Raw genomic sequence first — 12,997 nt, 5'->3', positions numbered from 1 at the left:
TTTAATTAGCCGGATCAGAGATATAAACAGCTGATTTATATCTATCATCTTTTTAGCTTTTGATCTTTGCTACACTTAAAATAAGACTCGCTGCTTTCCATTGGCCACTTTTTTAGGCGCCGCAGGCTGGTCGGGAAGCAGGGAGTGAGGATGAGGGCGGGGTGTTTTTTGTGAAGTGGGTTTATCTGCATGAAAGATCATCCTTAATACCTGGTCATGTGTGAGATAAGCCACCAGCCAGTTATAAAATGTTTTTATTTTATTATTATAATTGACCAGAGAAACCAGGTGAATAAATAACCAGCTCAATAAACCTAAAATGCCGCCCAGGTGAACTGGATGCTTTTTGTGCCTGAAAAGGTCAGCCACCGCCCAGGAGCGCCCGATAATGGCCATGTCTCCCCGATCAAAATAATGAAAAGGATGCATGGGTTTTCCTTTGGCAGCCAGAAGAAGGTTTTTAGCCAGTCTTTTCCCCTGTTGTATGGCGGGCTGAGCTAGTTGCGGATGTCCCGAAGGATATCTGGTGTCACCATATTGCACTGAGATGTCACCAATGGCATAGATTTGTTGGTAACCTATTACCCTGTTATAGGCATCGGTTATCATCCTGTGGGATTTATCCAGGCAGTCCTGGTCAATGCCTGGAAAAATCCTGGCGGTTACACCCACGGCCCAAATAAGCGTGCCGGCATGGATTACTTCACCAGTGGATAGATAAACGAGGTTTGCTTCGTATTTTTCCACTCTTGTATTGAGCCTAATATCAATTTTGAGCCTGTTCAAGGTCTTAAAGGCTTCTTTGTGAGAAGCATCGCTCATAGGTGCCAACAGATTAGCTGACCCTTCAATCATATACAGCTGGAGGGTTTCTCCTTTCAACTCTGGGTAATCCATCCCCATCAGGCACGCTTTGAATTCTGCGAGCATGCCAGCCAGTTCTACACCAGTTGGACCGCCTCCGGCGACCACCATCGTGAGTAAGGCTTTTCGGATAACCGGGTCTTTCTCTACGCTGGCCCGTTCCATAACATCCAATAACGTGTTGCGCATGTTGATGGCATCTTCAATGCTTTTAATATACAAGGCGTTTTTTTGGAGTAATGCGTTACCGAAAAAATTGGTGGTGGAACCGGCTGCAAAAGCAAGTATATCATATTTTAAAATGCTATTATCTGATAGAAATAATAGCTGTTTATCCGGGTCCACCCTGTTTAATTCTGCCAATCTAAAATGAATGCCTGTATGCTGGAATAACTTCCTGAATGGATAGCTGATGGCCGAAGGTTCAAGAAATCCGGTGGCTACTTGGTATAACAGTGGCGTAAAATAGTTGTAGTTATGCTTGTCAATAACCGTGACTTCATAATATTGATTATTATAGAGTTTTCTTGCCAGATTGATGCCAGCAAAGCCGCCGCCTATAATAATGAGTTGTTTTTTGTTCGCTTCCATGGGTACCTTTTTTTTACACTGATAAATTTATCAACTGTTTTGCCAATTGGCAATTGGGGTGCCATGGTATAAATGATTAGTAATGAATAAGAAGTGATTGTTACGACTCGGAAAATTGACGATATTTAGTGAAATGACCGGTTTAGTGACGATATTTCGTGGATCGTCCTTAATTATTTGATAATAAAAGGGTTGATTTTATTATTTCATAGGCACAAGCTGATAGAATCGACCAAATGGATTGTGTTTTTTAGGCAATGGGCTTAAATTAAAATTTGATAATCAGGTAGTTGATTATTAAGAACCGAATGCCCCCATATTGGAAGAAAAGATCTTCACTGCTATGGCTAGTAATATTACACCAAAGATCTTTCTAACGGCAATAATACCTCCTGGCCCCAGCATTTTTTCAAACCACCTAAGGGATGTAATGACAATATACACAAAAAAGAGGTTGAGCAGGATACCCCCAATAATTTCCAGTTGGCTGTAAATGGCTTTGAGAGAAATGATCGTGGTTAGTGTAGCACTGCCTGCAATAAGTGGAAATGCAACCGGAACGATAATACCCAACTCTGGATTATTGTCGCCTTTAAAAATTTCATGTCCAAGGGTCATTTCCAGGCCCAATAGAAACAGTACGATGGCACCCGCCAAGGCAAATGATTTAATATCAAGACCCATTAGGTCTAAAAACTGCTGTCCCACAAACAAAAAACCGATCATTATTATGCCTGAGATGATAGAAATTTTCCGGGCATTGAACTGTCCTTTGCTTTTTTCTTTAATGGAGATAAATAATGGGATGGACCCCAGGGCATCAATAACCGCAAACAAGGTAAAAGTAACTGTGAGTAAATGATTAAACTGGAAGTGCATATAGGATTGACTTTGACGCAAAAATACGAATAATTGTAAGTATTTAAGTAGTAAGGTACAAGATAGTGTACAATCAATATTGCTAATTAAATTGGTATTTATTGTAAATGTATTTAAGTTTCTGATATTATTTGTTGTTATTTGTTAATTTTTGTACTGTTATATATTGCATTAAGGAGTAGAATGATTTTATAAATATTAGCAATTTTGTTTTTTTTTGTTCTAAAAGTTAGTTTTTTTGTGTAAATTTACATATTGTCTTATGACGCCTTTTTAAGGTCAATACAGGAAATTAGATCTGAATCAAATTTGATCTTACTTTTGGGCAGCAATTAGATTTTCGTATTTTTTAAATAATAATTTTAAAACAGTAATAATGTTAACAGGTAGACCTCCAATTGAACCATTAAAGGAAATTGTTGCATACGAAGCTTTATGGAATGAGCAGAAAGCTAGCTATAAACGTCTTGCTGTTTTATTTTCACAGCATCCAGGTAGCCGCCCGTCAGATTTTCTAAATGAAGGAGTGACCACGGAATTCTACGAAGAAATCAAAGCAATTGTTGTTAATAATGTTTTTGGTTATAAGACAAATCTTTTGATAAAAGGAACTTATGATTATCCTGAAAAACTAAATGATGCAAAGGAACCACTTGAACTATTATATTATAGTGGAAATTTAGATTATTTATCAACCAGGTCTGTATCTATTGTTGGTACTCGAAATCCTACACCTGAAGGGTTAAAAAGGACTGCAAAGCTTGTTAAACTTTTAGTTGAAGATGATTTTACTATTGTTTCTGGTTTGGCTCGCGGGGTTGATACTCATGCACATAAAACGGCTATTGCGAATGGAGGGAGGACTGTCGCCGTTATAGGGACACCCTTGGATAAGGTTTATCCCAAAGAAAATAAAGAAATTCAAAATGTTATTGCTCATAATCATTTGCTGATCTCGCAAGTTCCTTTTTATCGATATAGACAACAAGGAATTATGGGTAATAGATTATTCTTTCCCGAGCGCAATAAAACTATGTCAGCATTATCAGAAGGCACTGTAATTATTGAAGCGGGAGAAACCTCAGGCACATTAGTTCAGGCCAAAGCTGCACTCCAACAAGGACGTAAGCTATTTATTTTGGATAGTTGCTTTAAAAATAAGGCGATTTCGTGGCCGGAAAAGTTTTTAAAATTAGGTGCGATTAGAGTAACAGAATATGCAGATATAATAAATGTTTTAAACCAAAGCTAAATTATGTCTTCATTACTTTTAAAGATTGATGATCTTGTTCGCTGTGACCATTCTTTTTTAGATAAAAATGATGAATGTTATTATTTTCATGAATTTATTGCAAGGGGAGGCTATGAAGCTAGTGACTCAAATAGTTTGATAAGCAATTTTAAAAAAGATGTGGGTCGTAGACATTTACCGGAGTGGAAATATAAAGAAGTTGCTATAAATCGCATATCAGAACTATTAATAGAGACGGTCCCTTCATTCTTAAAGAATAAGGACACGACCTTTGTTCCAATTCCACCCTCGAAAACAAAGTGCAATCCAGAATATGATGACCGTCTGATTCAAGTTTTGTTTAAATATAAACAAAAGTATTCTGATGCAAATTTAAAAGAATTGCTTTTTATAAAACAAGATGTTATAGCTGTCCATACATCCTCGCGAAAAGAGATGTTAATGCCCTTTTTCAAAACTTGGGAATTGATAAAAAGGCTTGTGCAGATATCACTAAAAATGTGGTGTTATTTGATGACGTTATCACTACAGGTGCACATTTTAAAGCTTGTAAACGTGCAATTGAGCACATCCCCGGTGTTGAAAGAGTGATTGGTATATTTGTAGCTAGACGTTCGGTGATGGCAACAATTCAATATGAATTCAAAGATTTATTTGGGAGTGATCGTTAAATGCAGATCTCCAATTCAAATTGCCATAAAAATGCTTTGCCCATGCGGCCAACATCACCTAAATTTGTGGCATGAATAAGACAACTGGCCTGTTAAAAGGTCTCATCGGTGTGGTGGTGGCAGCAATAGCTATTAGTGGCTGCAAACAGGGAACTGAAGACCCACATTCACTTTTATTTAAACAAAAGCAGGCAGATGCTTATCTGGGTTTTCTGGCTGCACATCCGGATAGTTCGGGCCTTCGGTTATTAACTGCCCAAAAACTCGACAGTGTTGGTCGATACAAGGATGCGCTGTGTCAGATGGATACCCTCTTAAATGAAGATAGTAGTAAATACGGACTTTGGGTGGTAAAGGGCAATATTTTGCTGGACAGCACTGATACAACTGGTGCCATGGCTGCCTATAGTAAAGCATTGACGCATTTTCAGGGAGAAGAGGCTTTGCTGGCTCAAGGTGTTATTTTTGCGCTAAAAAGTGAGGATACCTGCCTGAAAATAGCCGACCGCATCCTCACAAATCAGGCATATAGTCACTATATCAAAGGTTTATATGCTGCTCAAAAAGCAGATACCGCAGCCGCCTTGCCTTTACTGGATAAATCCATTCAACTGGATCCGGGCTTTGCCGAAGCTTATTGCACTAAGGCCAGGCTCTGGCTGCGACTTGGACAGTCCGCTTCCGCCAAAGAGGCGGTGTTGGAGGGATTAAAACATAATGCCCACTCAATTGAGCTCCTTAATACCGCCGGGACCGTATTTGAGGCATTGAAAGAAAAAGACAGTGCCCGCAAATATTATCAGCAAAGTCTTAGGATAAAACCTTTTCAGCCTAACATTCAACAAAAAATATCCGCCACTTAAAATCTAGTATATGAAGCGAATCATCGCCCCATCTTTTCTGGCATCTAATTTTTTACAGCTGGCCTCAGAAGTTGCTATGGTCAATGAGAGTGCAGCTGAATGGTTACATCTGGATATTATGGATGGCCGATTTGTTCCCAATATCAGTTTTGGACTACCGGTTGTAGAACATATTGCCAGTGCTACAAAGAAATTCTGTGATGTACATCTGATGATTGTGGAACCAGAAAAATATATCACCGATTTTAAAAAGGCCGGCGCGGATCAACTCTGTGTACATATTGAAGCCTGTCCGCACTTGCACCGAGTATTGGAACAAATCCATGATCAGGATATGAAAGCAGGGATTGCGGTCAATCCTCATACTCCTATCGATTTTCTAAAAGATATTATTCAGCATGCAGATGTTGTTAATTTAATGAGTGTCAACCCGGGATTTGGGGGACAAGCATTTATTGAGCATACTTATACTAAAATAAAGGAGCTTAGAAAAATGATCGATGACAAGGGGTTGGACACGCTGATTCAAATTGATGGTGGCGTAACCCAGCAAAATGCACGGACTTTATTTGATACAGGCGCCAATGTGCTGGTTGCAGGGAGTTCCGTTTTTAAAGCAGCTGATCCAAAACGAGCGATTGCCGATTTGCTGGACGCCTGATTTTCAAAGGTAATTCAGTAAAAAAGAAAGTAAAAAGAGGAGGAAGCGCTCTTGTATGCTCCTTATCGCTCCTTGTAAACCCAGATCACAGTCATTGAGTTGGGTTATCTGGCAGTATAGGGGGCTGATAAACGGTTAAACGAAATGGCATAATCGGATTTAAGGAGCCAACCTTGTAATCTGCCAGCTATCCTTATTTTTGGTATACAAAATACGGTCATGTAGTCTGCTAGGACGACCCTGCCAGAATTCGATGGACTGCGGAATAACAACATAGCCACCCCAGTGTTCTGGTCTTGGAATTGTCTCCCCGAATTGGGCTTTAAAATTGAGCTCATTTTGCTGGAGAATGACTCTGGAGGCAATAACCTGGCTCTGAGGAGAACTCCAGGCACCTACCTTACTACCCGTAGGTCTGGAAGCAAAATAACTGTCACTAAGTTCTTGGCTTACTTTTGTTACTTTTCCTTTAATGCGTACCTGCCTTTCCAGTTCCTTCCAAAAAAAGACCAATGCGGCATGCGGGTTTTCCAATAACTGTTGTCCTTTACGGCTGTCGTAATTTGTGAAAAAGACGAAGCCGTTTTCAGCAATATTTTTCAAAAGCACGATCCTGGCATCTGGGATCCCATCCTGGGAAGCAGTAGCCAGTGTCATGGCATTGACTTCACCTGCTTCGGCACTAATAGCCTGCTGCCACCACTTGTCAAATTGTAAAAAAGGATCCGGTTCGACATCCTTTTCATCTAAGGTAAGTTGTTTATACTCCGTTCTGATCGCTGCTATGTGATTATGTAATGATGAGGAGTGATCCTTTGGCTGGCTCATGAGGTCCTGCATTAAAATTAATAAGAAAAATTAAGTGTGCCCGCTTTATTTATTTTTGGCTGGCTCGTTGTAAATAGGCTTTTTCTTCTTTTGAAAGAGATTTGTAGCCTTTAAGTCTGATTTTATCCAGTAGCTCATCTACGCGCTCTTGGGTAATGAGTTCCGTTCTTTTGTAAGGCTGTCCTTTCGCTTTGTAAAACAGTTGCTGCCCCTTACGATTTTTTTTTATGGTTTTCTTTTCTGGATTAAAGATATCGTCGATTCGGTAGACTAAGTTATACATCCACTCGCAGTAATCTCTGTTTTTTCTATCATAGCTCCACATCAAAAAGAAACCCAGTAGCGCTGCACATATATAGGCTAATATCAGCGGTAGGCCTGCTGCTACACTGGAGCTGAGGGTAATGGCAATAAAAATGACAAAGAGGATCCAGAGTGGAATACCACCATTTAGCCTTGGGAAGATTTTGTATTTTGGTCCGAGTGCAGTTGTGCCGGCAGCTACAGCAATAACCGCCGTTGTTGCACCTTCAAGCTGTGCCATGTGTGCTGTATGTGGCATGGCCACGCTACAAATAAGGAAAACCAGGCCACCAAAAAAACCGCCATATAAGTATAAAGGAATCATTTTACGATTGGCCGCCAGGCTTTGGAGGATAAATCCAAAGGCAGCAAGCCAAAGCAGATTGGAAAGTAGCGCAAGTAAAGACTCATGGGAAAACATATAACTAAGTATCGTCCAGGGGCGATGCAAAAATACTGATCCATCAGCTGGTAAAACAAAATAATCAAAGATCTCTTTATGGAAGAGCGCAACATTTTCACTGGCCACATTGCTGGTGGCTGTCATGAAGTAAAAAATCTTAAAAAAGATCAGTAGTACAAAAAGCACTGCATTGCTCATTAATAAAAGTACCAGTGCATTGCCTGTGCTACCCAGTGTGATCCTGTTTTTATGGGGTAAGATGTCGTTCATTTCCTTTGTATATTATTTTAAAGATGCAATCTTTTGGATTGCCTATTTGATCAAAATCCAAAAATTGCTTCTTTTTTAGTAAAAATGTCGCTTGTTATACCGGTTCCAGAAATATATAATTAAAAAGCCGGTGAGCGCACCCCCAGGTGTGCCACATGTGCGACATTATCTGTGTTACTGAAAGCACCGTAAAGTTCATAAACTAAAATGCCGATAATCGCCCATTTAGTCGGAATCGGTAAGAAGAAGTATAAATATAATTGGGTATTGGGGAATAGATAACCAAAAGCAGCCAGTACGCCAAATACGGCTCCACTGGCCCCTAACATGCCTTCATTAATAACAGCCCTGTACTTTTGCAGGTATAAATCCGGTGCGCCAGAGCTGATAAGTGCATGGTATTGATCCACGACCGGGGTGAGTTCATACTGGAGATAACCCAGGTAAATCAGGGCTGCTCCGATACCTGATAACAGATAAAAGGTTAAAAAGCGCTTGCCGCCAAAGTTGATCTCTAAGGCTGAGCCAAACATCCAAAGTGCAAACATATTAAATAGAATATGCATAATGCCATATTGCCCGCCAAAGGGACTGTGTAAAAACATATGGGTGACGATCTGCCAAGGCTTAAACAGCGGGCTGTAAAAGGAGTGTAACGCAAAGGTGGATTCCATAAATGCCGTTACGTGCTGACCTAGAAAACTCTGGATCATCCAGACCAGGAAGTTGATGATAATCAGATTCTTGATGATGGGTGGGATAGGGGGTAAACCAAGTTGCCTGCCGTTTTGCATAATTTATTGAGTCGTTTAAGTCGTTTTTAATTTTAATTGAACCACATTTTCAATATGTAGTGTATGAGGAAACATATCCACCGGTTGAACCCTTGTAATCATATATTTTTCACTCAGCAAGGCCAGGTCTCTGGCCTGGGTAGCTGGATTGCAACTAACATAAACCATTAGGGGTGCCTGGATCTCCAGTAATTTCTGTACAAGTTTCTCATGCATACCAGCCCTTGGGGGGTCAGTGATAATAACATCTGGACGCCCATGTTGCTCGAAAAATGCGTCATCACAGATTTTAATGACATCGCCAGCATAAAAATGGCAGTTATCCAGATTGTTCAATGCCGCATTGGCTTTAGCATCCGTAATTGCATCTTCTACAACCTCTACGCCAACGATCGAACTGGCCCCAGCGCTGCAAAAAATGCCAATACTACCAGTACCGCAGTATAGATCATACAAAATCTGGTTGCCGTCTGGCTTTAGTTCGGCAAATTCCCTGGTTACCTTATATAAGGTCTCTGCCTGCCTTGAATTGGTCTGGAAAAAAGATTTAGGACTGATTTTGTATTTAAATCCATCCAGCTGCTCCAAAATATAGCCATTTCCTTTTACAATAACAGGCGCTAAATCATAGAGACTGTCGTTTTTTTTGTCATTAATGGTATAAAGCAGACAGGTAATCTCCGGAAATTTCTCCTGGAGTAGTTCCATTAACTGTTCTCTGTGTTCCGCAATATCATAACCGAGCACTACATTTACCATCCACTCACCGCCCTGGGTATTTCTGACCTGTACTGTTCTGATCCAGCCGGTATGTTCGCCAATGTCGTAAAAAGGCAGATTTCTAAGCCTTGCAAACTGAGCAATAAATTTTCTGATTTTATTGGTCGGTTCAGCCTGCAAGTGACAGGTGTCGATTTCGACAACCCGGTCAAAAAAACCTTTTGCATGAAAACCAGCCACACCTTTGTCGGCGGTAGGGTCGTAACTTTCTCCCTTAGCCTTGATCGCTAGCATTTCCTGCTGAGAAATGTATTTTTTGGTAGAATAGGTGTATTCCATCTTATTGCGATAGGCCACTGTCTGATCACAACCTATAATTGGCTGAATATCAGGGAATGTAAATTTACCAATGCGCTCAAAATTATCTTGAACCTGTTTGGTTTTATAGAAAAGCTGCTTTTCGTAAGGTAATGATTGCCAGGAGCAACCACCACAAATACCGAAATGATCACAAAAAGGCTGGATTCTATCGGGCGAGTAACTTCTGAACTGAACAGGAAAGCCTTCAGCCCAATCTTTTTTGTTTTTGGTCAGTTGAACATCCAGCCGGTCACCTGGGATGCAGTTTTCAATAAAGATGACCTTACCCTCACTTTTGCCAATGGCCTTGCCACCGGCGGCATAATCAAGGGCGAGTATGTCTTCTACAATGATTTTAGGGCGTTTTTTTCTCACGTTGCAAAGATAGTGGATGATTATCCAAAACCTACCCCGATGGAAAGCTATTTTGTTAGTAAATCGCTTATTTTTGGCCATGAAGTGACAAAATTGATCATTATGGGAGAAGCTCCCGCTAAAATTATTTTACAATATAAATATTTAGCTGTACTTTTGCCAGCGAATAATAAAAGAAGAAAATTTTAAAAGAGGTTTAAAAACAGATTTTTAATGTCTTATTTAACAAAAGAAAAAACAGCAGCAATCTTTGCTAAATACGGTGGAAACGCCGCTAATTCTGGCTCTATTGAGGGTCAGGTTGCCCTTTTAACTGAGCGTATTCTGGGAATTTCCGCTCACCTGAAAGAAAATAAAAAAGATTTCTCCTCTCAGCGTGGTTTAATGAAAATGGTTGGCCAGCGTAAACGTCTGCTTGCTTACATGCAGAAACATAACTTACAAGGTTACCGTACGCTCATTGAGCAGTTAGGATTGAGAAAATAATTTATATAGTGATCTACACTGGCTATTCCCAACGTACAGTTTATTGTTAGTTGGGAATAGTTTTTTGTAGCGCACTGTTATTCAGTCAACCGTAGGGGAGATCCTCCGTGCTATTTCGAGTTCCCGCCTTTATTACTAAGCACAACTCCTTTACAAATTCAAAAAAATATTTATGTTAACACAACCACTAAGTGTTTCATTTGACCTGGGTGAGGGCCGCGAGGTTTTTATCGAAACAGGTAAACTGGCCAGGCAAGCTGATGGCGCCGTTACAATCCGCCAGGGAAACAATATCATTCTGGCTACTGTCGTTGCTAGCCAGGAACCAAGAGAAGGGCAATCCTTTTTTCCATTAAGCGTTGATTATCAAGAAAAATTCTCCTCTGCTGGGCGTATTCCCGGCTCTTTTTTCAAAAGGGAAGCCCGTCTGAATGATTATGAGGTGCTGACCAGTCGTTTGATCGACCGCGCTTTAAGACCTTTATTTCCAGAAGATTATTTATGTGATGTGCAGGTACTCATCTCCTTGGTTTCCAGCGATGATGAAGTATTACCTGATGCATTGGCCTGTCTGGCCGCTTCAGCAGCCCTGGCCGTTTCAGATATTCCCATTAAAGAAATCATTTCTGAGGTTCGCGTGGCGCGCATTGATGGCAAGTTTGTTGTCAATCCTAGCCGTTCCGCAGTTGTGAATGCAGATGTGAATCTGATTATTGCAGCTACTGAGAAAAACCTGATGATGGTCGAAGGTGAGAGTAAAGAGTGCAGTGAGGAAGATTTGATTGAGGCTTTGGGTATTGCACATGAAGCTATTCGCGTTCAGATTAAAGCCCAGGAAAAACTACGCGATTTGAAAGGTATTACTTCCAAAAGAGATTATACCAAACCTGAGCAGGATGAAGCGCTGAAAGCAAAAGTTGCCGAATTCGCGACCGACAAGATCAATGAAATTGCACGTGCCAAAACAGCCAAGCATGAAAGAAGCGAAGCATTTAAAGCATTAAAAGATGCGCTTATTGAAAGCCTGGGTGAAGAGCCAGAAGAGCTGACTGTAAAATTGGCCAAAAATATTATGAAGATCTGCAATGGGAACTGGTACGTAATATGATGCTGGATGAGCGTATCCGGCTCGATGGCCGCCAGCTGAATGAAGTGCGCCAACTGGCTATGGAAATTGATCCACTGCCTACCCCCCATGGTTCTGCCTTATTTACAAGAGGAGAAACACAATCCCTGTCTACGGTAACCTTAGGTACGCCTTTGGATGAGTTGTTGGTTGAAACAGCTGCTTCCTCAAGTTATTCTAAATTCTACTTACATTATAATTTTCCTCCATTCTCTACCGGTGAAACAAGACCAATGCGTGGACCGGGTAGAAGAGAAATTGGACATGGTAACCTGGCTATGCGTAGCCTGAAACAAATGATCCCTACTGGAGACTATCCTTATACCATTCGTATTATCAGTGATATTTTGGAATCTAACGGTTCTTCCTCTATGGCAACTGTTTGTGCCGGTTCTCTGGCGCTGATGGATGCTGGGGTACCGGTGCCCAAACACGTGGGCGGTATCGCTATGGGGCTGATCACAAGAGAAGATGGTAAATACGCAATCCTTTCTGATATCTTAGGTGATGAAGATCACCTGGGTGATATGGACTTCAAAGTAACGGGTACCAGAGACGGTATCTGCGGTGTACAAATGGATATTAAGGTGGATGGTCTGAGCATGGATGTAATGCGGGAAGCCTTAATGCAGGCGAAAGCCGGTAGACTCCATATTCTTGATGCGATGTATAACTGCATCGAGAAAGCGCATGATGATGTGAAGCCGCATGCACCAAGAATGGTTAAGATCATTATCGATAAAGAATTTATCGGTGCAGTGATCGGACCCGGTGGTAAAGTGATCCAGGAATTGCAAAAAGAAACCGGTACGACCATCAATATCGAAGAAGTCAATGACAAAGGAGAAGTAAGTATCTTCTCTAATGATAAAGAAGGCGTGAACAAAGCACTGGAAACCATCAAAGGGATCATTGCGGTTCCTGAAGTAGGTACGATCTACGAAGGTACCGTTAAAGGTGTGAAGGAATTTGGCGCATTTGTTGAATTCTTACCGAAAAAAGAAGGTTTACTGCATATTAGTGAAATTAGCTGGAAACGCTTGGAAACCATGGATGGCGTCTTCAATGACGGAGACAAAGTTCAGGTTAAACTGATCGCTGTAGATCCTAAAACAGGTAAATACAAATTGAGTCATAAAGCACTGGAACCAAGACCAGAAGGAATGCCAGAACGTCCTGAACGTTCGGAGCGTTCTGATCGCCCTGAGAGAAGAGACCGTCCTGAAAGAAGAGATGGCGGTTTTAGAGGTAATGGCGATAGAAACAACAGACATAACGGATAGGACTTAATCCATCCACAGTCTAATATAAAAACTGGCCCCGTTTGTTGCCTTAGCAAAAAACGGGGCCTGTTTTTTTGTGCTATCTGCCTGAAAAAGAATTAGAAATATTTCTACCTCGAATAATTTGGCGGTACAAAAAATGCCTTTTATATTTGCACTCCCAAATGGGGCAATTGCCCGATAGTATAATGGTAGTACGACGGTTTTTGGTGCCGTTTGTCTAGGTTCGAATCCTGGTCGGGCAACAATCCAAAAAATAAAAAAGCTC

Annotated in this window: 14 protein-coding genes and 1 tRNA gene; 9 read left to right on the top strand and 6 right to left on the bottom strand. The window is 40.9% G+C overall.

What is annotated here, in order from left to right; translation table 11 throughout:
- Positions 1-75 precede the first annotated feature (75 nt).
- Together FSB73_RS02465 and FSB73_RS02460 are read right to left on the bottom strand one after the other, a co-directional pair.
- Positions 76-1,455 carry an NAD(P)/FAD-dependent oxidoreductase gene (locus tag FSB73_RS02465; protein ID WP_146779983.1) on the bottom strand — a complete coding sequence of 460 codons (1,380 nt, stop codon included), beginning with the start codon at positions 1,453-1,455 and terminating at the stop codon, positions 76-78.
- A gap of 297 nt (positions 1,456-1,752) precedes the next feature.
- Positions 1,753-2,334, bottom strand: a complete 582-nt coding sequence (locus FSB73_RS02460; protein WP_146787997.1) for a MarC family protein — start codon at positions 2,332-2,334, stop codon at positions 1,753-1,755.
- Between the two features lie 376 nt (positions 2,335-2,710).
- On the opposite strand from FSB73_RS02460, the gene FSB73_RS02455 reads away from it, so the two are divergent.
- The 4 genes from FSB73_RS02455 (at position 2,711) to rpe (ending at position 5,781) form a co-directional block, all read left to right on the top strand.
- Positions 2,711-3,586: a DNA-processing protein DprA gene (locus FSB73_RS02455; protein WP_146779982.1), complete on the top strand. Its 876-nt coding sequence runs from the start codon at positions 2,711-2,713 to the stop codon at positions 3,584-3,586.
- A gap of 3 nt (positions 3,587-3,589) precedes the next feature.
- Positions 3,590-4,177, top strand: coding sequence for a hypothetical protein (locus tag FSB73_RS23185; RefSeq protein ID WP_158639380.1), 588 nt, complete (start codon positions 3,590-3,592; stop codon positions 4,175-4,177).
- 151 nt (positions 4,178-4,328) lie between these two features.
- Positions 4,329-5,120 carry a tetratricopeptide repeat protein gene (locus tag FSB73_RS02445; RefSeq protein ID WP_146779980.1) on the top strand — a complete coding sequence of 264 codons (792 nt, stop codon included), beginning with the start codon at positions 4,329-4,331 and terminating at the stop codon, positions 5,118-5,120.
- 10 nt (positions 5,121-5,130) lie between these two features.
- Entirely contained in the window at positions 5,131-5,781 is a 651-nt protein-coding gene (gene rpe, locus FSB73_RS02440; protein ID WP_146779979.1) for a ribulose-phosphate 3-epimerase, read from the top strand.
- Positions 5,782-5,940: 159 nt separating this feature from the next.
- On the opposite strand, the gene pdxH is transcribed toward rpe, so the two are convergent.
- From pdxH to rlmD, 4 genes are all read right to left on the bottom strand, one after another.
- On the bottom strand, positions 5,941-6,609 hold the full coding sequence (pdxH, locus tag FSB73_RS02435; RefSeq protein WP_146779978.1) for a pyridoxamine 5'-phosphate oxidase: 669 nt from the start codon (positions 6,607-6,609) through the stop codon (positions 5,941-5,943).
- 49 nt (positions 6,610-6,658) lie between these two features.
- The gene (locus FSB73_RS02430; protein WP_146779977.1) at positions 6,659-7,585 is read right to left on the bottom strand and encodes a rhomboid family intramembrane serine protease; all 927 of its coding nucleotides are present in this window, start codon (positions 7,583-7,585) and stop codon (positions 6,659-6,661) included.
- 119 nt (positions 7,586-7,704) lie between these two features.
- Complete coding sequence (locus FSB73_RS02425; RefSeq protein ID WP_146779976.1) at positions 7,705-8,379, bottom strand: rhomboid family intramembrane serine protease; 675 nt, start codon at positions 8,377-8,379, stop codon at positions 7,705-7,707.
- A gap of 15 nt (positions 8,380-8,394) precedes the next feature.
- The gene (gene rlmD, locus FSB73_RS02420) at positions 8,395-9,834 is read right to left on the bottom strand and encodes a 23S rRNA (uracil(1939)-C(5))-methyltransferase RlmD (RefSeq protein ID WP_225974399.1); all 1,440 of its coding nucleotides are present in this window, start codon (positions 9,832-9,834) and stop codon (positions 8,395-8,397) included.
- 39 nt (positions 9,835-9,873) lie between these two features.
- On the opposite strand from rlmD, the gene FSB73_RS23460 reads away from it, so the two are divergent.
- From FSB73_RS23460 to FSB73_RS02405, 5 genes are all read left to right on the top strand, one after another.
- The gene (locus tag FSB73_RS23460; RefSeq protein WP_192904124.1) at positions 9,874-10,023 is read left to right on the top strand and encodes a hypothetical protein; all 150 of its coding nucleotides are present in this window, start codon (positions 9,874-9,876) and stop codon (positions 10,021-10,023) included.
- 24 nt (positions 10,024-10,047) lie between these two features.
- On the top strand, positions 10,048-10,320 hold the full coding sequence (rpsO, locus tag FSB73_RS02415) for a 30S ribosomal protein S15 (protein WP_091394360.1): 273 nt from the start codon (positions 10,048-10,050) through the stop codon (positions 10,318-10,320).
- Positions 10,321-10,492: 172 nt separating this feature from the next.
- Positions 10,493-11,428, top strand: a complete 936-nt coding sequence (locus FSB73_RS23800) for a hypothetical protein (protein ID WP_225974398.1) — start codon at positions 10,493-10,495, stop codon at positions 11,426-11,428.
- On the top strand, positions 11,425-12,729 hold the full coding sequence (gene pnp / locus FSB73_RS23795; protein ID WP_262712463.1) for a polyribonucleotide nucleotidyltransferase: 1,305 nt from the start codon (positions 11,425-11,427) through the stop codon (positions 12,727-12,729). Before FSB73_RS23800 ends, pnp begins: the two co-directional genes overlap by 4 nt.
- Before the next feature lie 174 nt (positions 12,730-12,903).
- Positions 12,904-12,974: transfer RNA gene (locus FSB73_RS02405), tRNA-Gln, on the top strand.
- Positions 12,975-12,997 lie beyond the last annotated feature (23 nt).

The organism is Arachidicoccus ginsenosidivorans, assembly GCF_007971385.1.
GTDB classification, from domain to species: Bacteria; Bacteroidota; Bacteroidia; order Chitinophagales; family Chitinophagaceae; genus Arachidicoccus; species Arachidicoccus ginsenosidivorans.
This window is presented reverse-complemented; position numbering and strand designations above follow the sequence as displayed.

Excerpts from the sequence above, each read along its gene's own strand:
- FSB73_RS02465 (WP_146779983.1), bottom strand. The coding sequence starts at position 1,455 with ATGGAAGCGAACAAAAAACAACTCATTATTATAGGCGGCGGCTTTGCT.
- FSB73_RS02460 (WP_146787997.1), bottom strand. The coding sequence starts at position 2,334 with ATGCACTTCCAGTTTAATCATTTACTCACAGTTACTTTTACCTTGTTT.
- FSB73_RS02455 (WP_146779982.1), top strand. The coding sequence starts at position 2,711 with ATGTTAACAGGTAGACCTCCAATTGAACCATTAAAGGAAATTGTTGCA.
- FSB73_RS23185 (WP_158639380.1), top strand. The coding sequence starts at position 3,590 with ATGTCTTCATTACTTTTAAAGATTGATGATCTTGTTCGCTGTGACCAT.
- FSB73_RS02445 (WP_146779980.1), top strand. The coding sequence starts at position 4,329 with ATGAATAAGACAACTGGCCTGTTAAAAGGTCTCATCGGTGTGGTGGTG.
- rpe (WP_146779979.1), top strand. The coding sequence starts at position 5,131 with ATGAAGCGAATCATCGCCCCATCTTTTCTGGCATCTAATTTTTTACAG.
- pdxH (WP_146779978.1), bottom strand. The coding sequence starts at position 6,609 with ATGAGCCAGCCAAAGGATCACTCCTCATCATTACATAATCACATAGCA.
- FSB73_RS02430 (WP_146779977.1), bottom strand. The coding sequence starts at position 7,585 with ATGAACGACATCTTACCCCATAAAAACAGGATCACACTGGGTAGCACA.
- FSB73_RS02425 (WP_146779976.1), bottom strand. The coding sequence starts at position 8,379 with ATGCAAAACGGCAGGCAACTTGGTTTACCCCCTATCCCACCCATCATC.
- FSB73_RS23460 (WP_192904124.1), top strand. The coding sequence starts at position 9,874 with ATGGAAAGCTATTTTGTTAGTAAATCGCTTATTTTTGGCCATGAAGTG.
- rpsO (WP_091394360.1), top strand. The coding sequence starts at position 10,048 with ATGTCTTATTTAACAAAAGAAAAAACAGCAGCAATCTTTGCTAAATAC.
- FSB73_RS23800 (WP_225974398.1), top strand. The coding sequence starts at position 10,493 with ATGTTAACACAACCACTAAGTGTTTCATTTGACCTGGGTGAGGGCCGC.
- pnp (WP_262712463.1), top strand. The coding sequence starts at position 11,425 with ATGATGCTGGATGAGCGTATCCGGCTCGATGGCCGCCAGCTGAATGAA.